Below are 23,867 nucleotides of genomic sequence, written 5' to 3'. Positions count from 1 at the left end.
TATCTTAAATGTACCGTTTTGGCTAAAATCAAGAAAAATTCTCATAAGATCCTTTACCGCAAGTATTCATCCAATTTAAAGTATGTGATGATGATATTTACGGTTTTTATAATCACGCTTTTTTTACCAAAACAACCACGTTTCAGGTACGAATTTGAAAAAGGGAAAGTGTGGATGAATAAAGACCTGATTTCGCCCTTTAGTTTCGCAATTTTAAAAACCAATCCGCAGGTAAGTACAGATAAAAAGAATGCCTTAAAGGATGTTTTACCGGTTTATCAGTTTGATAAAGACATTACGGCTAATGCGCTTGAAGGTTTTTTGAACGAATTTGATATTAAGTGGCGTTCTAAGCAGCTTGATGAGAAAGAAAAGGTTCTGTATAAAGGTGAAGCCTATAAAATTTTGCAAACCATTTATGAAAAGGGTATTATAGGCTTAAATGTCAAGCATCAAACCAGCGATAAAAACTATGATTTTTCTATGTTGGAAAACAATGTTTCGAAGCAAAGAAATACACAGGATGTTTTTACGGCAGAAACGGCGCTAAAATTTTTTAGAGATAATTTTAAGGCAACCAATCAGGTCATGAATGATTTGATCAGCAACCTGGCAGAAGATCACATCACTCCAAATATTGTTTTTGATGATCGTTTAACACAGATTATTCAGGAAAATACCGTAAGCAATGTATCCACCACAAAGGGTATGGTACAAAAGGGAGAACTTATAGTCGCTAAAAATGATGTTATTGATGACGAAATTTATCAAAAACTGGATTCCTATAAAGCAACTTACGATGCCCAAACCAAAACCATTGGAAGTTTAACGCTTGTTTATCTTGGACAAGTTGTTTTGGTTGGCTTTATTTTAACAATTTTGATGTCGTTCCTTTTTCTATTCAGGAAAGATATTTTTGCAGATAACCGTCAGCTGTCTTTAATTCTGATTGTAACCACAGGAATGCTGCTTGCGCTTACCTGGGCGCTCAAAATGAACATCGTTAGTTTATACTACATTCCATTTTGTGTAGTACCCATTATTATCAGGATTCTCTTTGATACCCGACTGGCACTTTACCTGCACATGCTGGTTATTTTAATTGCCGGTTTTTTTGTAGCCAATAGCTTCGAATTTGTGTTTTATCAGGTTACCGCTGGTATGGTAGCCATTTTCAGTATTAAGAATTTCGTAAAGCGAGAGAGATTTCTGGTGTCCGCATTTTATATCCTCCTGGCTTACTTTGTGGCATTTGTTGGTATTGCCTTACTGAGGGAAGGATCTTTCCGGGAAATTGAATGGGTTAATTTTGTTCCATTTATTTTCAGTGTTTTACTTTCACTGTTGGCTTACCCACTAATATATTTGTTTGAAAGGGTATTTGGTATTACCTCCGATGTTGCACTGATTGAGTTAACCAATACCAATAACAGGCTGCTCAGAGAGCTTGCTTTTAAAGCGCCGGGAACATTTCAGCACTCTTTGCAGGTCGCAAATCTGGCCGAAGCTGCGATTTTTAAAATAGGAGGTAACTCCGTATTGGTTAGGGCAGGAGCTTTATACCATGATATTGGAAAAGTAGATAACCCTCAATATTTTATCGAAAATCAAAATACAGCGGTTAGCCCACATGATAAACTTCCTTACGAGCAAAGTGCACAGATTATTATTCAGCACGTACATAAAGGAATTGAGATTTTAAGAAAGAATCAAATACCCGAAGCCATTATCGATTTTATAAGAACACACCACGGAAATACAAGAGTAGATTATTTTTATCAATCGTTTTTAAAAAACTCTCCTGAAAAATTCGTGGATGAAAATATTTTCCGCTATCCCGGACCTATTCCTTTTAGTAAAGAAACAGGTGTATTAATGCTCGCCGATTCAGTTGAGGCGGCCTCAAGAAGTCTTAAAAATCCCGACGCTCAGAACATAAATGACCTGGTTGAACGGATAATTAATTACAAATTGGAACAAAATCAATTGGATAATTGCGATTTGACATTAAAAGATATTGAAACTATCAAATTGATTTTCAAGACTATGCTAATGAGCATCTATCATGTGCGTATAGATTATCAACAATTATCATAATTTTTTTTTGAAAAATAGGTTGTTTTACTATATTTGCACACCCAAAAGCAAGTCGGTAGGACAAGTTTGAAGGAAACGGAGAGGTGCCTGAGAGGCCGAAAGGAACAGTTTGCTAAACTGTCGTACTGGCAACGGTACCGCGGGTTCGAATCCCGCCCTCTCCGCAAATTAAAAAGCAAAATAAATTGGTTTTAGTCATTTTAAAATCGTTTCTTTGCAATCCCTTCGAAAAAGGGAAAAGAAGATACCAGTTCGGGGTGTAGCGTAGCCCGGTATCGCGCCTGCTTTGGGAGCAGGAGGTCGTAGGTTCGAATCCTGCCACCCCGACAATTTGCAGATGTAATTGCAAATTATTTTGAAAGATCGATACCATTTCGGGGTGTAGCGTAGCCCGGTATCGCGCCTGCTTTGGGAGCAGGAGGTCGTAGGTTCGAATCCTGCCACCCCGACTTAAACAAGAAGCCTCTGAATCATTGATTCAGAGGCTTCTTTGTTTTATACACACTATTCATCTTTAGCTTCCCATAATTCAATCTTGTTGCCTTCTACATCAAGGATATGAACGAACTTTCCATAATCATAGGTTTCTATTTTATCTAAAATTGTTACACCTTCCTTTTTTAACTCTTCAACAAGTGCTTCAAGGTTTTCAACCCGGTAATTAATCATAAAGTCCTGTGGTGAGGGCTCAAAATATTTGGTCTTATCAGAAAAAGGTGTCCATAAAGTATAGCCTTTCTTCGTTGAATCTGCTTCTTGTCTCCACTCAAACTTTGCTCCGTATGGATCTGTGTTTAAACCGAGATGAGTTTTATACCATTCTTTGATTTTATCAGGGTCTTTACATTTAAAGAAAATGCCCCCAATTCCTGTTACTCGTTTCATTTTTATTTGATTTTTATTTGTTTTAGCCAAAATTGAATTGAATGCGAAACCAAAACCGAATGATGTTGTAAGCGCCAAAATTATTAATGTCTTTTTTGCCATTTTTCGATCGTATTGTTTTAATTGCTGTGAATATTATCCTGTTCCATCAACTTTACCAGTAGATGTTTGTCCAAAATAAATGTATTAAAAATTTGTTAATCGTTAGCTACCTAAAGTTTGTAAAGATGTGCGTAGATTGCGGTTGATTAACCCAAAATGTAAAAAGATTTACACCAAACCGAAACCGAATAAAGTCATTAATCAATTAAAATACAGACAAATATGAAATGCAGCATCGTTTTTATCTCTTTATTCATTTTAAGTGTAAAATGTATCGGCCAGACAAAACAAGACAGTTTGGATATTAAACAAGCAGTTCTCGATTATATAGAATCTCAACATACACCAAACCCTTCACAAATGGAGCGAGCATTGCATCCCAGGCTGGTTAAACGGACTTTCTGGAAAGACAAAGAAACTAATAAAGATTATGTTCGGGAAACATCTGCAGAATCAATGGTTATTTTAGCGGAAAGCTATAACAAGAAAAAAGATAAATTTCCCGCTGTTCCAAAAAAGGAAGTTAAGTTTCTTGATATTTCTGACAGAACTGCTTCAGTAAAACTATTGGCAGATGAATGGATTGACTATATGCATCTTGTAAAACTGAATAATTCATGGAAAATTATTAATGTGCTTTGGCAATATAACGACAGCTCCAGGCATAAATAAGGAATGACCAAACTGATTGATCACTTAATGCCAAAAGCCAGAAAATTATTGAATTAAACCATTCACTAAAGCAAACCGAATTAATGCCGCTGTGTTTTTCATTCCGGTTTTATCTATTAAAGCTTGTCTGTGTCCTTCAACAGTGCGTTTACTTAGGAAAAGTTTGTCTGCCATTTCGTTATTGGTAAAGCCTTCGGCTACTAAATGGAGTACTTCAAGTTCGCGGGAAGAAAAATCCAGAGAGTGTTGTGTGTGAGCGCTTAAATAGGTTGCATTTTTAGCAGATTTGTTTAGCAGGTTTAACCCAATTTCGGCACTTAAATATCTTCCGCCTCTATACACCTGTTTAATGCCAAAAATGAGTTCTTCTTTTACAATATTCTTTAATAAATAACCTTCCGCACCTTCATTAAAAGCCTGAATAATTTGTTTTTCGTCATCAAGCATAGAAAGCACAATTACTTTTATGCTTTGATTTAGTTTTTTAACTTCCTTAATTAAGGTAAGGCCATCCATTTCTGCCATATTAATATCGGTTAAAACAAGATCCACCTCATCATTATCTCGTATCAGTTCCAGTGCTTCGCTACCGTTTTCAGCTTCGTCTGTTATGGTTATGCCAGGCTCAGATTCCAGCAGCATTTTTATGCCATTTCTTACAATGTTATGGTCTTCAACTAAAATAATTTTAATCATGTATTTTTGGGATGAGTAGAGTGTTTATAACCTAAAAAATCCCGAAGTTTCCCCCGGGATTTCCTTTCAGATTACCCTGATTTATTTCAAGCTATCGTGAATTTTATTAATTACATCTAAATGTGTTTGTACAACAGTAGTTGTTTTGCCGGCAAAAGCTTTTAATTCTGCATCCTTGCCATCTTTAGCTTCGTCCTGCATTAATTTTAATGTTTTTTTATGACCATCAACCATCGCATCCACATATTTTTTATCAAAATCTGTTCCGGTCAATTTGCCTAATTCTTCCGCTTTTTTCTGGTGCTCCTCATCAATATCTGCAGGGAGGGTAATATTTTTTGTAGCTGCCAAAGATATTAACTCTTCGTTTGCCTTGCCATGATCGTTAACCATCATGGTTGCAAATTCTTTTATCTTGGCATTTGTACTTTTTTGTAAGGCGAGTTTGCCTAGCGCAACCTCAGCCATGCCACCATTAGCTGCTGTAGTAGCAAATTTAGCATCTGCTTCATCCACCGCAATACCACCTGTAGCTGCAACATTTGTTGTTGTATCTTTCGTTTTATTTAAACTATCTGCGCTTTCTTTTGCGTCTTTAGTGTTGTTGCAAGCCTGGAAAGCCAATGCGGCCAAACCTAGTGTGCATACATAAATTAATTTTTTCATGGTTATGTTGTTTTTGTATTACAACAAGTTATTTTCGATATGGTTTCATTAAAAATAACATCAAATAAATTCCATGCACTTGAAATGGAATTTCTCCAAATAAAAAAGGGTGTCCAAAACTAATTGAATACCCGTTTGTAAGTATTGACGGATTAGGAAATTAACTGCCCGATTTGTTTCCACCACTTTTTACGTCGTCATTATTAATGCTTCTTTCATTCTTTTTAATAGAGCCCTTAAGTTTACCGAATTTCCAGTTTAGGCTGGCATTAAAAGAGCGGGCAAAGTTTTGACTACTATAAGTTTGAGCAAAGTTTTCACCTTCTGTATTGGTTCTGTAATACCTGAATTTCATAAATGGATTGTTAATTCCTGCAGATATCGTTAATTTATCTTTTATGATTTCTTTACTGCCACTGAAAGACATGTAGTAATAGTCGCCTGATTTACCCTGAAGCATTACATTAGCGCTGTTGTAGCTAAAACTCGCATTTGCACGCCATTGATGCTCAAATTTGTAACCTGTGTTTACATATCCATAACCCGTTATTCCTTTGTTTTTAGTGAGTACACCATTAATTAACCCCTCAATCCAGATGTAACCAATATTACCGCTTACACTTAAATTCCATTTTGGTGTAATTGGGTAGTTTACATTTAAATTGGTTAACAGCGTTTTGTCCTTTCCGATATTGTCATAAGTCATTCGGGTTATTTTGGTTAAATTATCGTATACATAAACACTTTGTACAGTGTTATTTGCGTAATTATAGCTTAATCCAAGGTTGATAGATCCTTTTTTAAATTTGCTGTAAGATAATTCGAAGTTATTGCTCAATACGGCCTTAAGATCGGGATTACCCGTAGTTTCAAAGTTAGGCGTGGAGCGATCAACGAAAGGATTCAAATTGTCGATACCCGGTCTCTCAATTCTTTGAGTAAAACCGAAGTTTAAATTGCTGTTGTCTTTAAATTTTCGGTTTACTGAAAACGATGGGATCACATTGGTGTAATCGGTGTTTACATTTGAAGCATTGCTGATGAAGTCGGCCTTTACAAAAGTGGTTTCCACCCGAACGCCCGCTTTAAAACCCCAATTGGTTAAGTTTAAAGTATAAGAGTTGTATGCCCCAATAATATCCTGATTATTGTTGAAAATATTAGTTTTTGCAGGATCAATAACGTAATCGCCACCTGAACTATTCTGGCTTTTGTACTCGAAATTACTGTCATTGTCTCTTAAAATACCTTTTAATCCACCTTCAATATTTAATTTTTTGACCGGGTGAACATAATCCAACTGAACGGTTTGTTCTGTTGATTTGCTCTCGTTATGTTGAATGTAGTTTGGATCCGTAAAATTAACCCTGTTGTTAAAAGTCAGGTTATTATCCTGTGGATTGCTTGAGTTGCTGTATTTGTAAGAAAAAGTTAGTAATCTATTTTTATCGCTTTTAAATCCAAGCTGATAATTTAAGGTTGCATCAAAACCACCCCAGCCAAAACGGGATTTATTAAAAAGATCATAAGATGTAGTTTGATTAAGTGCAGTTAAATTATAATCCTGGTTATTTGTTGATTTATTATAACCTCCGTAAGGATTTAGCTCTGCAGTAACCAGGTTCAAGCTATCTATTTCGTAACTTAACTCTGCACCGCCATAACGGTAATTATTGTGAAATTCTCTTGTTCCTAAAATTGATAAATTGGTTGGATTGGCCCCGGTTGTAATTCTTGAACTGGCATTTTGTGTTTCAGGAGAATTATAGAATCCCGTTCCGCCATAAGCTGTTGCACCAAATTTTCCTTGTTTTACGGTAATCATTCCACCAATACCCGGACCACCAACAGGAAACTGGTGACGAAGATTTAAATTTCCGTTGTAACCGTTGTCAATTTTTTTGTTGGTAATGATATTGATAATTCCCGAAAGGCCTTCGCTGTCGTATTTTGCCGGAGGTGTTGTAATCACCTCAATCTTTTGAATGGAAGCAGCAGGCATACTTCTTAAAACATCTTTAGGGCTTCTGGCCACCATGCTTGATGGTTTACCATTAATTAATATTTTATAATTTCCACTTCCTTTTAGTTTAATGTTATCATCGGCATCTAAAGAAAGCAACGGTACTTTACGCATCATATCTAAAGCAGTTAGTACCTTGCTTTCCGGGTCTGCTTGTATATCGTAAGAAATCCGGTCGACTTCTTGTTTAATTAATGGTTTTGATGCATTTACTGAAACTTCCGATAAATTATTTACCTGCGAAGACACAGTTATGTTTTGCAGGTTTACTACCGGATTTTGAGTAGTCACCTCCACAGAGCTGTTTTTTGGATTGTAACCAACTGCAATGGCCAGTACAGTATATTTTCCAACTGCAATTTTTTCGAAACTAAAATTTCCGCTCGCTGAAGTTACGATGGTTTTGACAACTACATTATCTTTTTTTAAGGCAATTGTCATAAATTCTATGGGCTTTTTACTGGCTGAATCTATAACGACACCCTTAATAATACCGGGAAGGTCTTGTGCTTTAACAAACTGTGTAAAAGAAAATAAAATAAAAACGATTAGAAGGGAGTAGAAGTTAAATCTCATGTTAAGTAAGTGCAAATAGTACGGTTTAGATTAGTTTTTAATTTGATGCATGAAGCATTCTTATTCCATAAGACGAAAAACTAAATAAATAGTTGCACAACTTTGAAAATATTTTTTCACACACCTGAGAGGATATCTGAAAATGTTTGGGCAAGAGAAAGGGGCTTAAATCCATAAGCCCCAAATAAACCAAACAAACTATTTATGAAGTGTATATATAACCAACAGCTATAAAAAATGTTTTATTTCTTTAGGTGTTATTTTTGTTTCGATAAAAAAGGCGATTAAAACAGGTTTAACTGTTCAGGTTGATATTGTAATGGATCGAAATGGTATTTTTTGGCAGAATCAGAATCTCCAACAAAATAAACTTCACTTTCTTCATATCTCGAGGCCACTTTAATTACAATTTCACCGGCAACGGCTTTAAATAGCTGCTCAACAAGCTGGGGATCATTATTGTCTTTAGATAAGTGGCTCAACAATAAATGACTCATATATTCCGGTCTGTGCTTTGAAAATAAATCCAGGGCTTCGGCATTGCTCAAGTGTCCCCGTCCGCTGGTTATCCTTCTTTTTAAATAATAAGGATAGTGACCGTTTTCAAGCATTTCTTTATCATAATTAGCTTCCAGAAATGCAGCATGGCAGTTTTTGAAATGATGGATTAAACGATCACAAACAGAACCAATATCCGTAAATACCCCAACTCTATAATTATTATGTTCTACGGTAAAGCTATAAGGATCTGCAGCATCATGAAATTTAGAAAAAGCCGAAATGTTTAGTTTTCCAATCGTTACAGATTGTAAATGAGTTATGGAAAATACATTGTTTTCGTTTAAAAGCAAACGACTGCTTTTTAGTGTGGCTTCACTTATATAAACCGGGAGATTGTGTTTTTTAGCAAAAACAGTTAATCCTTTGATGTGATCACTATGTTCGTGCGAAATAAAGATGGCTTTAATTTTGGTTACAGATAAACCAAGTCTGTACATTCTTTTTTCTACTTCTTTACAAGACAAACCTACATCAACCAAAATTGCTTCCTGATCGTTGCCCACATAGTAACAATTGCCGTTACTTCCCGAATTTATTGATGTAAAATAAAGTGCCATTTGATTTGCAAGATAAGGCTAATTTATGGAGCAGGCAAAGCACCAGATTAATTATTGCGTAAAATAATTAAACTCTTATGCCATTATATTCTACAAGTCTGGAGAGGAGTGGAAGGAAGGCCTGGATTAAATTAATTTCTTCGGCCGAGAAGATTTCTTCCATCGTTTTGGCTAGCCATTCTTCCTTAATTTTTCGCGTTGCAATGATGTGTTTTTCGCCATATTTGGTTAAACCGATGTATATTTTTCTTTTATCTTCTTCACTAGGAAAACGTTCTACGCATTTTGCATCAAAAAGACGGTTAATGATTTGAGATATGGCTTGTTTACTTACTCTTTCCATTTCTGCAAGTTCTGTGGATAATAATTTTCCATGCTGTTCTAATAGCGACATGGTTAATAATTCTGCATTACTGAACTCTGAGCTTACATTTTGTTTACGCAACTGACGCGTTAACCGGGTTACGGTGCTTCTTAATTTAGCAGCAATTTCCTGTGTTTTTGAAGGCATGATAATGGTAAATAAACTTTACAAAGATAAAGCATTATTTTTTAATAATCAGGAGACGATGATTTAATTAATTATGTATTATGATTTAAATGTGATAAATAGAAGTGATTTTAGTTTTGTGAAGTCTTTTTTAAATTTTACTTTTGTAAAGTTACTTTACTAATTTAAACATGACAATTTTTCGTTCACTAAGGCATTATAATTACAGATTGTTTTTTACAGGTCAGTCTATTTCACTGGTGGGTACCTGGATGCAGCGTGTAGCGGTAAGCTGGTTGGTATACCGTTTAACCGGATCGGCGTTTTTATTGGGGCTAATTACTTTTTTGAGTTTAATTCCTTCTTTAGTGCTGGCTCCGTACGCGGGTAGCTATGTAGACAGGCATAATAAATTTAAAATTCTGATTATAACCCAAATTATTTTAATGTTACAGGCGGGTGCTTTGGCGTTGATGATTTGGTTTAAATATTATGACATGTTCTGGATTGCTGGTTTATCGCTCGTGCAGGGTTTAGTTAATGCCTTTGATGTAACGGCCAGACAGTCTTTAATGGTTAATCTGGTAGAAGATAAAGAAGATTTACCAAATGCAATTGCGCTAAACTCATCAGTATTTAATGCTGCCAGGTTGGTCGGCCCCGCACTTGCAGGGGTTATTTTAAGTACGTTAGGAGAAGATATCTGTTTTCTGATCAATTTTGTAAGCTTTATTGCAGTACTGGTTTGTTTGTTAATGATGAAGTTAAATTTGCAGGCCGTTCAAAAATCTACAGAAAACATTTGGGTAGATTTAAGAAAGGGTTATGAATACCTTAGGTCTTCGCCTGATTTAGCTTCCATGATTATCATGATGGCCGCTTCCAGTTTATTGGTTATTCCTTTTACCACTTTATTACCGGTATTTGCCAAGGATATTTTTAACGGTACAGCCACAACTTTTGGATGGTTTGAAAGTGCGGCAGGTTTTGGTGCATTTTTCGGGGCAATTTATATGGCGACCTTAAAAAAAAGGAACAATATGCAGAAAATCATTATTTTCTCTGCTTTACTACTGGCTGTTTCTGTAATTGCACTGGCGATTTCGCCTTCATTAATTTTAGCACTTTTTTGTACCGGTTTAGCTGCTTTGGGCCTAATGGCGCAAACCTCATCTATTAATACTTACCTGCAAACCCATGCTGATGACGCCATGAGGGGCAGAACGTTAAGTTATTATATTATGGCTTATCAGGGTGTTTTGCCTATTGGTAGTTTATTAATGGGCTATTTTGCACATCAGTTTGGAACGCAAACCGTTGTTGCCTTTGAAGGTGTTGCAGGATTGTTAATTGTAGTTGCTTACATCTACAACGAAAAAAATCGTCATTCAGTAAAAAGAAACAGAGTACATTTTGCCAATTAGTGAACAACAAGTTTACAGTCGACCATTACTTTTTGGTAATCCTGTATTTCAATTTCACGGTTAATTAATTGTAGTAATAATTTAATTGCGTTCTCGCCAACAGATTCAGGATTTTCTTCAATTGAAGCCACAGGAGGAGAGTCCAGGTAACTGATAAAAGGTGTGTTTCCAAAACCGATACATTCAATTTCATTAAACTTTGGATGATTAATGGAACGCAAATATTTGATGGCGTCGAATAAAATCGGTTCTTTAAAGGCCACTAAAGCTGTAGGTGTGGTATCCGGATTGGTGAATAAATTCTGTATGGCTGAAACTGTATTTTCCTTGTCAAAATCGGTATAGGCAACCAAATCTGCTTCAAAAGGGACATTATTATCTTTTAAAGCATTGATATAACCATTAAAACGGTCATGTGTAAAATTAATCATTTTTGGACCACCCAGATAAGCAATCTTTTTATGTCCTCTGTCAATCAGGAATTTAGTAGCCTGGTAACAGCCCTGAAAGGTATTGCCTAAAACTTTATGGCAGTTTAAGTTAAAACTTGGGTTTCGGGTATAATAAACCACCGGAACGCCCATATTCTCGAACTGATCAAGGTGTTTAAAATCCTGGGTATTTTTAGAGATGGCAATAATTAAACCATCCACACGACTTTTCATCAGCATATCTGCCAGCTGTATTTCTTTTTCCAGCTCATCATGCGATTGGCTGATGATTACATTGTAGCCGTGTTTCATGGCAAATTGCTCTACACCATAAATGCTGCGTGTAAAGAAATGATCCAAAAGATTGGGTAGAATAATGCCGATAATCCGAGATTTTTTTTCCTTTAAATTGATTGCTGATTTGTTGGGTGTAAAATGTAAATCTCTGGCCATTTCCTGTACACGCTTCTTGGTATACTCGTTAATGGTGGGATAATTATTAAGGGCTTTAGATACTGTTGATACTGACATCTTTAGCCGTTCTGCCAAGAATTTTAGTGTAACAGGGGTGTGGTTCATCATCTTTATCAATCTCATTGCATAGATAAGAAAAAAAAATGGAAAAATTATTTCAAACGTTTGAAATACCATGGTAGTGGATTTTATCCATTTTTGTTGGTTTTGGAGTCATTATATCGTTTTAGCTTTTATAAATTCGTTTATCAGTATTCCTAACTAACCAAATAAATATGATCAAACAACTACTAACTACATTTACTAACGGACTTATGCACCCGGCTAAAACTGTATACACCTACCCGAAAAACAGAAAATTTATAAAAGCTGATTTTAAAAAATCTTAACCCTTTTAGAAAATTAAGATCGATATAAGCCTGCGTTTATATCAAAATAGCTTGCACGTATTCAAAATGATTATTAAAATACTTGACTTTCAGTATTCTATAGAATTTATAGTGCATTAATTTTTAACCAAATAGATTTAATATTTAAAAAATTATGGATAGACTTTACATTTTGAAAGGGGTTTTGCCGTCTTTTAAATTTGAGCTTGCTCAAAAGACCAAGATCTTTTACGCTTTAACTTTCCTGTTTCTTTTTAGCTGTCTGTGTGCATTTGCACAAAGTACTGTTACAGGTACGGTAAAAGACAATAAAGGTGTTACCCTGCCGGGTGTGAGTGTAAGGGTTAAGGGAACGCAAACAGGAGCGGTAACGGATGAGAACGGCAGGTTTTCAATCAAGGCGGCTGGCGATGCTACTTTAGTTCTTACTTACATAGGTTTTACAAGTAAAGAGGTACCGTTAAACAACAGAACTTCCGTTGCAGTTGTTATGGAAGATGATTCGCAGGGGCTGGATGAAGTTGTAGTAGTAGGTTATGGGCAGCAAAAGAAATCAACCTTAACCGGGGCTGTTGCTCAGATCAGTTCGGAGGAGATTATGAAATCGCCAACGCCAAATCCAACCAATAGTTTAATAGGAAGGTTACCGGGTTTACTGGCCGTACAAACCAGCGGGCAACCGGGGGCTGATGCCGCTTCGCTGAAAGTAAGGGGGGTAGCAACGTATGGTGCAAACAATGCCGCAATTGTGGTGGTAGATGGAATTGAGCGCCCAAGTTTTGCAGATGTGGATCAAAGTGAAATAGAATCTATATCGGTTTTAAAAGATGCTGCTGCTACCGCTATTTATGGTATCAGAGGGGCAAACGGTATTATCGTAGTAACTACAAAACAAGGCAAAATTGGTAAACCAAAAGTAAGTTATTCAGGAAATTTTGCACAACAAACTTATACCGGTTTAGCGGTTGGCTTAGGTGCTTATGACAGTGCTGTGTTGTTAAACCAATCGTATGTAAATGACAATAAAAAACCTTTTTTTACAGAGGATGACATTCAGAAGTTTAAAGACGGATCTGATCCGCTTGGACATCCGGATGTAAGATGGTTTGATTATCTGACCAAAAAATTCTATTCGCAAACGCAACACAATATTAACATCAGTGGCGGAACTAAAATTGCAAAATATTTTGTTTCTGCAGGTTATGCTTTTCAGGATGGTATTTTTAAGAAATTCGATTCTCCTTATGGCATTAATACTGTTCCAAATTACAACCGTTACAATTTCCGTTCTAACCTGGATTTTACGCTGAATAAGGATTTTACAGTAGGGATTAAATTAGGTGGCCGTTTTTCTGACCGGTATCAACCTGCTGGATTATTATCGGCTTCAGCATTTTCTTATGATACCATTGAAGGTATGATTTCACGTATTCTTCAGGTTCCGGCCTATGCTTATCCGGTTACACTGCCTGATGGTAGAATAACGGCCAATCCAAATATCGGTACCAACATTTGGAACCCTTATGCGGTATTAACCCGCTTTGGTACCCGTAACGATAATACAAATACAATAGAAAGTACATTTAACCTGAATTATAAACTGAATTTTATAACCAAAGGTTTGGGCTTCAAAACTGTTTTTGGTTATGATTCTTATTATAACAATATTGAAAGAAGAAATGCAAACTGGGCGGCGTATGTATATAATGCAGCAACCGGAACAGCAACTTTATCTACCGATACAAGAAACCGCGACGAGCCTTTGGGTGGTGTTCAGGATGGTGGTGTTACTTCGGGTAGTACAAACATGAATATGCAGGTGGGCTTTGATTACGACCGGAGCTTCGGGAAACACCGGGTAGGTGGTTTGGCATTGGGTACCCGCCAACTGATTCGTACAACTGGTGCCACCGCTTTCACTGCACCTCCAAGAGCTACACAGGGTTTGGCTACACGTATAACCTATAATTATGACGAACGTTATTTTGCAGAATTTAATGGTGGTTACAATGGTTCTGAAAACTTTCCTCCGGGATTGCGTTATGGTTTCTTCCCGGCAGTTTCGGCAGGCTGGACATTAACCAATGAGCCTTTTTGGAAAAAGAACAACATTTTAAATTACCTAAAAATTAAAGGTAGTTATGGTTTAGTGGGTAACGATAAGATTTCGGATTTACGTTTCTTATACTTAACCAGTTATTCAAATAATACTTCGGCTCCGTTTGGTAATCCGCAATCTATATCAAATTTCCCAACACTATATATTGCAGATAACGCATTGGGTAATGGTTTGGTAACCTGGGAAACCGGAACCAAAAGAAACATCGGTTTAGAATCTATGTTTTTTAACAATGCATTAAAACTGAACGTAGATGTATTTGATGAAACCCGTAAAGACATTTTAACCAACTCTTTAAGTGGTTCAGCCTTATTCGGACACTCATATCCTAAATTTAACAAAGGTATTGTTTACAACAAAGGTTACGAGGTTGAGGTGGATTTTCAGAAACAACTCGGTTCTGTAACGTTAGGTTTAAATGCACAAATCAGTTATGCTAAAAACAAAATCCTTGAAAACGATGAGCCAGATGGAATGCCAATTGCATCAATTAGAAAAGGAACAAGCGTAGGTCAGTTTTTTGGTTATGTAACGGATGGTTTTTACCAGTCTGTGGCAGATATCGAGGCATCGCCGAAACAGCAAGGTTTTAACCCAATTCCCGGCGACTTAAAAATGAAGGATTTGGATGGCGATGGCATCATTACCACGCTTGATCAGCAGGCGATTGGTTACACCAGCAATCCTGAATATGTATATAGCTTTAGTCCGCGTTTAACTTATAAAGGATTCTCATTTTCAGTATTATTTCAGGGCGTAGCACATGTAAGCTCAAATGTGATTTTAAGTGAGCAAAATAACGGTCAGCAAATGTATCCTTTTATGCTTGATGCCTGGACACCTGAAAATGCTGCTACGGCTACATGGCCTGCTTTACACGCCAGAGGTACCTCGTCGCTAAATTATTCTTTAAACGACTTTACTTTACAAAATTCTGCTTATTTAAAAGTAAGAAATGTGGAGTTGGGCTGGACTTTACCAAAACAATGGAGTACTGCACTTAAAGTAAGTAATGTTAGACTTTACCTGCAGGGACAAAATTTATATACCTGGACCAAATACAGGATGTATGTAGATCCTGAAAACGTAAATACGGTAAATACAGCTTTTCCGTTACAGGCACTTTACCCAACATCTAAGGTTTACAATTTTGGTTTAAACATAACTTTTTAAGCGCATGAAAAAATATACTAAATATATAGCAATCTTGTTTATAACGCTTTTTTCTATTTCTTGTAAAAAGGATTTCCTGGAAAGAACGCCGGGTGTTGCTTTAGACGAAGATCAAATTTTTGCAGATCCTGCACAAGCAGCTAAATTTGCAGACAATGCATATAACTATGTCATTACCAAATATGTGCGTTTTAACGATCACCGTGGTTGTACGGCGCAGGCCTCAGATGAAGCTGTTTCAGGCAACTCTGAAGGCTCGGTTACTTCATTAAACCGTGGTTTATATCACGAACATTCAACAGGGCCAATCTTAAATGATATTGGTGGGGTTTGGAATTTAATGTATGCTGGTATTGCAATTGAAACTAAAATGCTAACCAGATTATCAGAAGTTCCACCTGCGCCACCTGCAACGGTATTAATTTTTGATCCGGTTAGAGTAGAGGGAGAAATGAGGTTCTTACGTGCTTTATCTTACTTTGAACTGACCAAAAGATTTGGTGGCGTTCCTATTGTAAACAGAGTTTACGATGTAAATGAAGAACTTAATTTGCCAAGAAACACATTCGACGAGGTAACCAAATACATTCTGAATGATATCGATATTGCTATAACCAAATTGGGGAATGATGCAGATTATACTGCTTCTATGTATGGCAGACCGACAAAGGGTGCAGCTCAGGCACTAAAAGCCCGTGTTTTACTTTATGCTGCAAGTCCTTTAAACAATCCTTCGGGTGATAAAGCAAAATGGAAGGCTGCTGCCGATGCCGCAACGATACTTATGGATGGCCGCTATTCTTTACAGGCAACTTATGGCGATTTATTAAATGTACCATCATCACCTGAGTACATTATGATCAGAATTAAAGGCAATACACCACTTGCAGGCGAAATGATGCAGGATTTTTCTATGTCACCAGGTTCAGGAGGAGCACAGGGACAAATGAATCCTACACAGAATCACGTGGATATGTACGAAATGGCAAACGGAAAATCAATTACTGATCCAACATCAGGTTATGATCCTCAAAAACCTTATTTAAATAGAGAGCCTCGTTTTTACAACAATATAATTTACAACGATTTGCCATGGCAGGGCGGTAAAATTGAGATGTGGTCTTTCCCAACTTTAGATGCACAGGGTAAACCTACTGTACTTTATGGTAAAGATTATAACCCAACAATTACTTTCACGGCAACCAGGTATTATTGTAAAAAATACTGGCCGGAGGTTTACAGAACCGTAGGTGGAAGTACAACATTGTTGAACTACATTTATTTTCGTTATGCAGAAGTGATGTTAAACTATGCTGAGGCACAAAATGAAGCTGTTGGCCCTGATGCCACTGTGTATGATCAGCTGATTGCCATTCGTAAAAGAGGTGGCATACAGGCAGGCGCTAATAATCTTTACGGATTAAAAGCAAATATGACTCAGGATGAGATGCGTGTGGTAATCAGACATGAAAGAGCAATAGAACTTGCTTTTGAAGATCACCGCTGGTATGATATTATGCGTTGGAAAATTGGTGCTCAAACCATCGCTGTTCCGATGAAAGGTATGGATGTGGTTAAAAATGCAAATGGTTCTTTTACTTATACACCATTTGTTTTAAGCCAGACTTTTCAAAAAACCTGGGCAGAAAAGCAAAATATGTATCCAATTCCAAGAACCGAAGTTTATAAAAGTAAGGGAGTATTGGTGCAAAATCCAGGATGGGAATAGTTAGTTGATCAATAACGCTAAAAGATTTATTCAAAATGAAATTATTAAACTCAAAATATATTGTATGCCTGCTGTTTTTTCTCGTTGGTATGCTTAAGGTTTACGGGCAAACTCCTGATGAGCAATTAACTGTAAATGGAAAAGTTGTAGATCAGGATAAACGCCCGCTTCCCGGTGTGGTTGTAACCGTTCAGGAAGATAAAACCAATAAATCAGTAACTACGGGTGCCGATGGGAGTTTTACCATTGATGTAACCACCAGCGACGTATTGGTTTTTAAATTTGTTGGCTACAGAATGCTGCTAAAACCAGCACCCGAAGCAAACAATGGAGAAATGGTATTAATCAAATCGCTGATAGATGCTGGTGATGATGACGATGTTTATATTCCTTTCGGGGTTCGTAAAAGACGCGAACTCACATCGTCAATCAGTACGGTGAGTGCAACTAATCTTCCGCAAATTCCATCTTCGTCCTTAACAAATGTACTTGCAGGTCGTTTACCGGGTTTAGCAATTTATCCAAGCGGATCTCAACAACCGGGATATGATGTTTCAAGTTTCCTGATCCGTGGCCGTTCTTCATACAACAGTAATCAGGATCCGTTGGTTTTGGTTGATGGAATTGAACGCGATTTCAGATCGATGGATTTAGGAGAAATAGAAAGCATAAGTGTTTTAAAAGATGCCGCAACTTTAGCCTGGTATGGTATGTATGCCGCTAATGGTGTAATTTATATCAAAACCAAACGCGGAAGTGCTACTTCAACCAAAGTAACTTTTGATGCTCAGGCAGGTATACAGGCACCATTACAGGTGGTTAAACCCTTAAATTCTTACACTTACGCAACTTTATACAACGAAGCATCAGTAAACAGCGGAGGTTCAGCGGTTTATAGTCCTGCTGCTTTACAAGCCTATTTAGACGGTTCTGATCCGATTAAATACCCAAATAACAATTTTATTGAAGATTTTACCAAACAGGCAGCACCAACGCAGCGTTATGTAGCCAGTGTTACAGGGGGTAATGCTTTTATTAAATATTATACTTTGTTAAGCGCCTATCAGCAGGGTGGTTTTTACAAAGGTGGGGAAAATGAAACCTATGATGCCAACACCAATTTTACCAGGTATAATTTAAGAACCAATATTGATTTACATGTAAATAAAAACTTAGATGTAGCTTTAGATATTGGTGGAAGAATTACCAACCTTACTTTCCCCGGACCGGGTACAGGTGGTTTCTTAAGTGCTGTTTATGCCACACCTCCCAATGCTTTTCCAATTATTAATCCTAATGGTTCTTATGGCGGTACCTCTATATTTCCGTCGAGCAACCCTAAGGCCATGATAGAATCTGCAGGTGCAAGTACAGATTTAACCCGTAACATGATTGCAACCATTAGTGCAAAGCAAAAAATGGATGGAATTTTAAAAGGATTATCTGCCGAAGTATTTTATGCTTATGATATTGCAGGTTTATACCGTTCAGGTTTTACACAATCGTATGCTACGCAAGAACTGTTGCCAACAGGTGTTTACCAAACCTACGGTACAGCAGTGAAAGTAGATTACCTTCCGAATGCTTTTTCAGGCAACCTCCGTAAAAGTGAATTTTGGGCTGGCTTTGATTACAACAGAACTTTTGGAAAACATGATGTTAAATTTAGTACAAGGGTTTCCAGACAAAATTATGCGCAGTTTGGGCAATTGGATGTGAGACGTGAAGGCTGGTCTAACCGCTTATCGTACAATTATAACCAACGCTATTTTATTGATTTAATTGGTGCTTATTCAGGTTCGGAAAACTTTGCACCAGGCAACAGGTATGGTTTCTTTCCCGCTGCATCAGCAGGATGGATTATCTCTGATGAAAATTTCATGAAAGGAGCAACCACCGGATTTTTGGATTTCTTAAAAATCAGAGCATCCTATGGTTTAGTTGGAAACGATGCGCTGGGTTCAGCAAGAAGATTTGCATTTAACGATTTCTTTAGCAGAAGTACCACTGGTTATACTTTCGGAACGGGTTATACCGGGGTTGGTGGTACAGGACAATTGGCCGCTGCTAACCCATACTTAACCTGGGAAAAAGCATATAAAACCAGTGTAGGTTTTGATGCTAAAATGTTTAAACAATCCCTGTCAGTTAGCGCTGATTATTTTTATGAGGATAGAAAGAATCTGGCTACAAACTCACAGCTGCCAAGTTTATTAGGTCAAACTTTAACCTATGTAAACGAGGGTGAGGCCTCTTACAGTGGTTTTGAAACCGGAATTAACTACAATAAAAAATTTGGTGCTTTAGACCTAAATGTTTTTGGAAACTATACCTATAACACCAGCAAAATTTTAGCTATTAATGAGGCAGCTAATCTGCCTGCTTATCAAAAAGCTTTAGGCCATCCAATATCAAGTGTTATTGCGCCTTCTGCAACAGCATCTACAACGCCGGGTTATATCAGTACCATGCTTATTTCTGATGGCATTTTCCAAAACCAGGCTCAAATAGATGCTGCTCCAAAGCAATTGTTAGCAAAAGATGTTAAACCGGGTGATATTAAATATGTAGATCAAAATGGTGATGGAATTATTAATGATCTGGACAGGGTAAGAACAGATTTCAACTTTGTGCCTAAAGGATATTTCGGTTTTGGGGCATCACTTGCCTATAAAAACTTTGATATGAACTTCTTGTTCCAGGGTACCAGCGGCCGTTCAATTTACATTCAGCAACTGGTTAATGCCGGAACAACGAATAACGGATTCTTAAACCAGTTTAGTGTAGACAGATGGACACCAGATAATCCCGGTGCAAAATTTCCGAGATTGCTTTTATCTGATCGCGGCAACAATACGGCAAACTCAGATTTCTGGGTCCGTTCAGGCGATTATATCCGTTTAAAAAACATAGAAATTGGTTATTCCTTACCTGCATCATTTATCAAAAGATTAAAACTTAGTCAGGTTAGGTTTTATGCCAGCGGTTTAAACTTATTAACGTTTGATAAACTGGATGGCCTTCCTTTTGATCCGGAATTGCCGGAATCAGGTTACAATTCAAATATTGGTGGGGTATCAAGCGCATCTTATCCATATATGAAAATATATTCGGTTGGTTTGAATTTGAAATTTTAACAGATAAGACAATGAAAAAAAATATATTCTATATCGCCCTTGCCATTGTAGCCATCTATGCGGCAGGATGTAAAAAATCAGATTTTCTTCAGGATGGTTCATTTAGTGGAACCAATGATATTACCGAAGCACAGCTTTGGGCAAATCCGGATTATGCCAGAAACTTTTTGAATAACGTTTATGCTTCACTCACAGATCGTTATAGCCTTGATGATGGCGCAATACTGGCTGCAGGATGTGATGAAGCCGTTAATTCTAACTTAAACTCCTCCATTAACACTTTTAACAATGGTACCTGGAGTGCCGTTAAAACTTTTGATGATGTATATGCCTCTATGTATACCGGCATTCGTAAAGCCAACATGTTTTTAGAAAAAGCAGATGGAAGTGCAATTATTCCTTTAGATGAATTATTACCGGCCAATGTGCCTGCCAATCAAACTTACGAATCGCAGATTAGCCGTTTAAAGGGACAAGCGTATTTTTTAAGGGCATTTTTTGAATTTGAATTGCTAAAACGCTACGGTTCTTTTGCAATTGTTACCCGCACCTTAACCGTTAGTGATAACCTGGATGTTCCAAGAAACAGCTTCGACGAATGTGTAAAGCAAATTTCTGCAGATTGTGAAGATGCGATTTCAAGATTACCGCTTTCGCCAACAGAATGGAATACCACCAACAGGGGTAGAGCAACGCAAACAGCAGCAATGGCACTTAAAGCCAGATTGTTGTTGTATGCAGCAAGTCCGCAGTACAATCCAGGCGGCGACATTACTAAATGGCAGGCAGCGGCCGATGCGGCTAAAAGAATTATGGATACCGGCAAACACGCCATTTATAGTTCTTATCCTAATATCTGGTTGTGGAACAATGGCGCATTTAACTCCGAAACTATTTTTGCTACAGCAACCCTGAATACAAACAGTATTGAGGTAAATAATGCACCAATTAGTTACGATGCAGCCAACGGACGTACAAATCCAACGCAGGAACTGGTGGATGCTTTTGAAATGAAAACAACAGGTAAACCAATTACCGATGCAACTTCAGGTTATGTAGCAACAAATCCTTACACCAATCGCGATCCACGTTTAAATTTTGCAATTATGTACAACGGATCAACTTTTAAAAGTAAAACCGTTGATACTTATGTGGGCGGTAAGGATGGTTTAGGCTTAAATGTAAATGCTACTAAAACCGGCTATTATATGCGCAAATATTTAAGTGAAAGTGCAGCCTGGGCAGGTACTGCGGCTAGCGTACGCAGACCATGGATTTTCTTTCGGTATGCTGAAGTGCTTTTAAATTATGCAGAAGCTTTAAACGAAGCTCAGGGTGCTGCTCAAACGACTGAAATTATAAGAGTTTTGAATTTAATCAGAGATAGGACTGGAGTTAAAATGCCTCTTTTGCAAACAACTAATCCATCTGGCAATGCTTATGTAGCCCCTACAAAAGAGGAATTGCGTAAACGCATTCATAACGAACGCAGGGTAGAAATGTGTTTTGAAGAACAACGTTTTTATGATGTTCGCCGCTGGAAAGAAGGAGAAGTAACTTTTAATAAGCCAGTTACCGGAATGAGGATTGTTCAGCTTACACCAACCACTTTTAGTTATGCACCATTTACGGTAGAAAACAGAACATTTACAGCCAGAAATTACTTGTTCCCAATTTCACAAAACGAATTAAACAAAGCTCCGGCCTTAGGTCAGAACCCTGGATATTAAGGAAAAACTAGATTTTGCTCGAATTTAGGCGGTCGGTGGAAACACCGGCCGTATATTAATTGTTAGTTTTAAAACTTCAATTACTTAAAGCTAAAAAAACACATTATGTCAAAATTGATCTGTAGAGTATTTATAATTTGCCTCTCCCTTTTTTCGTCAGTTAGCTACGCCCAGGTAAGCTCTGTTCAAAACATTCAGGCCCGTAAAATTTTAAGCCTGAACGGTAAATGGAATTACATTGTTGATCCTTATGAAAACGGATATTACGATTACAGGCATGACCCCTTTGATCAGTCTAAAACCGGAACCGGAGGTTTTTTTGATGATAAAGTACAGAAAGATAAATCTGAATTAATTGAATACAATTTTGATCTGTCGCCACAAATGAATGTGCCTGGCGACTGGAATTCTCAGTCAGAAAAACTCGAACTTTATGAAGGCACCGTTTGGTTACGAAGAAAGTTTAATGCAACACCAGAGGCTGGTAAAAGGTATTTTGTTTATTTCGCTGCGGTGAATTATGAATCGCATATTTACCTGAACGGAAAGAAATTAGGCGTTCATAAAGGTGGTTTTACTCCATTTCAGTTTGAAGTAACCGGAAAACTCAATAAAGGCGAAAATTCTTTAGTAGTTAAAGCTGATAATACCCGTAAACAAGATGAAATACCTACTGTAAATACCGATTGGTGGAATTACGGAGGCATAACCCGTGATGTGTTTTTAGCCGAACTGCCGGAACATTACATCAACGATTATAAAATTCAGTTGTCTAAAGGGCGAAAAAATGCCATAAACTTCTCCCTAAAACTGGCTGATGCCTTTGCAGGACAGGAAATTACCTTAACCATTCCGGAATTAAAACTGGAGAAAAAATATAAAACCGATTCAGAAGGAAAAATTTCAGATGAATTTACCTGGAATAACCTGAACCTTTGGTCACCCGAAAATCCTAAACTTTATGCAGTTAACATTAAATCTGCTACCGAGAATATTCAGGATCAGGTGGGTTTTAGAACCATTGAGGTAAAAGGAAATGATATTTTATTAAATGGTAAATCTGTTTTTTTAAGAGGAATATCCATTCACGATGAAAATCCTTTACTGGCTGGCAGGCTTCGTTCTGAAGGCGATATGCGTATGATGTTGCAATGGGCCAAAGATATGAACTGCAATTACGTTCGCCTTGCACATTACCCGCACAATGAAGAAATGGTGCGTTTGGCTGATGAAATGGGTTTATTGGTTTGGGCAGAAGTTCCGGTTTACTGGACCATCAGCTGGGAAAATCCCGCAACCTACGCCAATGCAAAGCAGCAGTTAACCGATCTTATTTTAAGGGATAAAAATCGGGCAAGTGTTATTGTCTGGTCTATTGGTAACGAAACCCCATTAAGTACCCCCCGCTTAAATTTTATGAGCAATCTGGCAGAAACCGCCCGCTCGCTTGACGATACCCGTTTGGTTGCTGCAGCGCTTGAAGTACATCGTGATGGCAACACCATTATTTTAAATGACCCGCTGGGTGAAAAAATAGATCTGGTTAGCTTTAATGAATATGCCGGATGGTATTGGGGTGGTACACCTGCAGAAATTACCAAGTATAGTTTCAATATCAAATACAATAAACCAGTGGTAATTACTGAGTTTGGGGGCGATGCTTTAGGCGGTTTCCATGCCGATGAAAATACCCGATGGAGTGAAGAATACCAGGAATCACTTTATAAAAATCAAATTGCTATGCTGACTAAAATTGAGGCACTGCGTGGAATGACACCCTGGATTTTAACCGACTTCAGATCGCCAAGGAGGCAACATCCTGTTTATCAAAACTTTTGGAACCGTAAAGGTTTAATCAGTGAAACCGGGAAAAAGAAAAAGGCATTTTTTGTACTCAAAGACTTTTATAACCAAATGCAAACAAAATATAAATAGT

15 protein-coding genes and 3 tRNA genes are annotated in these 23,867 nt (G+C 37.3%); 11 read left to right on the top strand and 7 right to left on the bottom strand.

Annotated elements, in window-relative coordinates; translation table 11 throughout:
* Positions 1-90 precede the first annotated feature (90 nt).
* From O0955_RS08295 to O0955_RS08280, 4 genes are all read left to right on the top strand, one after another.
* Positions 91-2,097: an HD family phosphohydrolase gene (locus O0955_RS08295; RefSeq protein ID WP_269427233.1), complete on the top strand. Its 2,007-nt coding sequence runs from the start codon at positions 91-93 to the stop codon at positions 2,095-2,097.
* Positions 2,098-2,174: 77 nt separating this feature from the next.
* Positions 2,175-2,261, top strand: a tRNA-Ser gene (locus O0955_RS08290).
* A gap of 89 nt (positions 2,262-2,350) precedes the next feature.
* Positions 2,351-2,424, top strand: a tRNA-Pro gene (locus tag O0955_RS08285).
* Between the two features lie 48 nt (positions 2,425-2,472).
* Positions 2,473-2,546, top strand: a tRNA-Pro gene (locus O0955_RS08280).
* 55 nt (positions 2,547-2,601) lie between these two features.
* On the opposite strand, the gene O0955_RS08275 is transcribed toward O0955_RS08280, so the two are convergent.
* Positions 2,602-2,982: a VOC family protein gene (locus tag O0955_RS08275; RefSeq protein ID WP_269427070.1), complete on the bottom strand. Its 381-nt coding sequence runs from the start codon at positions 2,980-2,982 to the stop codon at positions 2,602-2,604.
* A gap of 324 nt (positions 2,983-3,306) precedes the next feature.
* Between O0955_RS08275 and O0955_RS08270 the strand changes: the two genes are divergently transcribed.
* The gene (locus O0955_RS08270; RefSeq protein ID WP_269427069.1) at positions 3,307-3,756 is read left to right on the top strand and encodes a nuclear transport factor 2 family protein; all 450 of its coding nucleotides are present in this window, start codon (positions 3,307-3,309) and stop codon (positions 3,754-3,756) included.
* A gap of 45 nt (positions 3,757-3,801) precedes the next feature.
* Here the strand turns inward: O0955_RS08270 and O0955_RS08265 are convergent, their stop codons facing one another.
* The 5 genes from O0955_RS08265 to O0955_RS08245 all read right to left on the bottom strand — a co-directional run bounded on the left by O0955_RS08265 (position 3,802) and on the right by O0955_RS08245 (position 9,346).
* The gene (locus tag O0955_RS08265; RefSeq protein ID WP_269427068.1) at positions 3,802-4,452 is read right to left on the bottom strand and encodes a response regulator transcription factor; all 651 of its coding nucleotides are present in this window, start codon (positions 4,450-4,452) and stop codon (positions 3,802-3,804) included.
* An 81-nt stretch (positions 4,453-4,533) separates the two neighbouring features.
* Entirely contained in the window at positions 4,534-5,118 is a 585-nt protein-coding gene (locus O0955_RS08260; protein ID WP_269427067.1) for a DUF4142 domain-containing protein, read from the bottom strand.
* Positions 5,119-5,278: 160 nt separating this feature from the next.
* Positions 5,279-7,717: an outer membrane beta-barrel family protein gene (locus tag O0955_RS08255; protein ID WP_269427066.1), complete on the bottom strand. Its 2,439-nt coding sequence runs from the start codon at positions 7,715-7,717 to the stop codon at positions 5,279-5,281.
* A 284-nt stretch (positions 7,718-8,001) separates the two neighbouring features.
* On the bottom strand, positions 8,002-8,835 hold the full coding sequence (locus tag O0955_RS08250; RefSeq protein ID WP_269427065.1) for an MBL fold metallo-hydrolase: 834 nt from the start codon (positions 8,833-8,835) through the stop codon (positions 8,002-8,004).
* A gap of 67 nt (positions 8,836-8,902) precedes the next feature.
* Positions 8,903-9,346, bottom strand: a complete 444-nt coding sequence (locus tag O0955_RS08245) for a MarR family winged helix-turn-helix transcriptional regulator (protein ID WP_269427064.1) — start codon at positions 9,344-9,346, stop codon at positions 8,903-8,905.
* 170 nt (positions 9,347-9,516) lie between these two features.
* Between O0955_RS08245 and O0955_RS08240 the strand changes: the two genes are divergently transcribed.
* Positions 9,517-10,749, top strand: a complete 1,233-nt coding sequence (locus O0955_RS08240) for an MFS transporter (protein WP_269427063.1) — start codon at positions 9,517-9,519, stop codon at positions 10,747-10,749.
* Here O0955_RS08240 and O0955_RS08235 read toward each other — a convergent pair.
* Positions 10,746-11,759, bottom strand: a complete 1,014-nt coding sequence (locus tag O0955_RS08235) for a LacI family DNA-binding transcriptional regulator (protein WP_269427232.1) — start codon at positions 11,757-11,759, stop codon at positions 10,746-10,748. The two genes, O0955_RS08240 and O0955_RS08235, sit on opposite strands and share 4 nt — an antisense overlap.
* Positions 11,760-12,197: 438 nt before the next feature.
* On the opposite strand from O0955_RS08235, the gene O0955_RS08230 reads away from it, so the two are divergent.
* The 5 genes from O0955_RS08230 (at position 12,198) to O0955_RS08210 (ending at position 23,866) form a co-directional block, all read left to right on the top strand.
* On the top strand, positions 12,198-15,335 hold the full coding sequence (locus O0955_RS08230) for a SusC/RagA family TonB-linked outer membrane protein (RefSeq protein WP_269427062.1): 3,138 nt from the start codon (positions 12,198-12,200) through the stop codon (positions 15,333-15,335).
* A 4-nt stretch (positions 15,336-15,339) separates the two neighbouring features.
* Complete coding sequence (locus O0955_RS08225; protein ID WP_269427061.1) at positions 15,340-17,064, top strand: RagB/SusD family nutrient uptake outer membrane protein; 1,725 nt, start codon at positions 15,340-15,342, stop codon at positions 17,062-17,064.
* 35 nt (positions 17,065-17,099) lie between these two features.
* Positions 17,100-20,201 carry a SusC/RagA family TonB-linked outer membrane protein gene (locus O0955_RS08220; protein ID WP_269427060.1) on the top strand — a complete coding sequence of 1,034 codons (3,102 nt, stop codon included), beginning with the start codon at positions 17,100-17,102 and terminating at the stop codon, positions 20,199-20,201.
* Between the two features lie 11 nt (positions 20,202-20,212).
* Complete coding sequence (locus tag O0955_RS08215; RefSeq protein WP_269427059.1) at positions 20,213-21,931, top strand: RagB/SusD family nutrient uptake outer membrane protein; 1,719 nt, start codon at positions 20,213-20,215, stop codon at positions 21,929-21,931.
* A 105-nt stretch (positions 21,932-22,036) separates the two neighbouring features.
* Positions 22,037-23,866 (top strand): glycoside hydrolase family 2 protein, encoded by a 1,830-nt coding sequence (locus O0955_RS08210; RefSeq protein ID WP_269427058.1) that lies wholly within the window; start codon positions 22,037-22,039, stop codon positions 23,864-23,866.
* Position 23,867 lies beyond the last annotated feature (1 nt).

Origin of the sequence: Pedobacter punctiformis (assembly GCF_027213715.1) — a bacterium.
In the GTDB taxonomy this organism is placed as follows: domain Bacteria; phylum Bacteroidota; class Bacteroidia; order Sphingobacteriales; family Sphingobacteriaceae; genus Pedobacter; species Pedobacter punctiformis.
Note: the sequence above shows the minus strand (reverse complement) of the source record. Positions and strands in the feature narration are given on the sequence as shown.

Excerpts from the sequence above, each read along its gene's own strand:
- O0955_RS08215 (WP_269427059.1), top strand. The coding sequence starts at position 20,213 with ATGAAAAAAAATATATTCTATATCGCCCTTGCCATTGTAGCCATCTAT.
- O0955_RS08225 (WP_269427061.1), top strand. The coding sequence starts at position 15,340 with ATGAAAAAATATACTAAATATATAGCAATCTTGTTTATAACGCTTTTT.
- O0955_RS08240 (WP_269427063.1), top strand. The coding sequence starts at position 9,517 with ATGACAATTTTTCGTTCACTAAGGCATTATAATTACAGATTGTTTTTT.
- O0955_RS08220 (WP_269427060.1), top strand. The coding sequence starts at position 17,100 with ATGAAATTATTAAACTCAAAATATATTGTATGCCTGCTGTTTTTTCTC.
- O0955_RS08275 (WP_269427070.1), bottom strand. The coding sequence starts at position 2,982 with ATGAAACGAGTAACAGGAATTGGGGGCATTTTCTTTAAATGTAAAGAC.
- O0955_RS08255 (WP_269427066.1), bottom strand. The coding sequence starts at position 7,717 with ATGAGATTTAACTTCTACTCCCTTCTAATCGTTTTTATTTTATTTTCT.
- O0955_RS08210 (WP_269427058.1), top strand. The coding sequence starts at position 22,037 with ATGTCAAAATTGATCTGTAGAGTATTTATAATTTGCCTCTCCCTTTTT.
- O0955_RS08250 (WP_269427065.1), bottom strand. The coding sequence starts at position 8,835 with ATGGCACTTTATTTTACATCAATAAATTCGGGAAGTAACGGCAATTGT.
- O0955_RS08260 (WP_269427067.1), bottom strand. The coding sequence starts at position 5,118 with ATGAAAAAATTAATTTATGTATGCACACTAGGTTTGGCCGCATTGGCT.
- O0955_RS08230 (WP_269427062.1), top strand. The coding sequence starts at position 12,198 with ATGGATAGACTTTACATTTTGAAAGGGGTTTTGCCGTCTTTTAAATTT.
- O0955_RS08295 (WP_269427233.1), top strand. The coding sequence starts at position 91 with ATGATATTTACGGTTTTTATAATCACGCTTTTTTTACCAAAACAACCA.
- O0955_RS08235 (WP_269427232.1), bottom strand. The coding sequence starts at position 11,759 with ATGAACCACACCCCTGTTACACTAAAATTCTTGGCAGAACGGCTAAAG.
- O0955_RS08245 (WP_269427064.1), bottom strand. The coding sequence starts at position 9,346 with ATGCCTTCAAAAACACAGGAAATTGCTGCTAAATTAAGAAGCACCGTA.
- O0955_RS08270 (WP_269427069.1), top strand. The coding sequence starts at position 3,307 with ATGAAATGCAGCATCGTTTTTATCTCTTTATTCATTTTAAGTGTAAAA.
- O0955_RS08265 (WP_269427068.1), bottom strand. The coding sequence starts at position 4,452 with ATGATTAAAATTATTTTAGTTGAAGACCATAACATTGTAAGAAATGGC.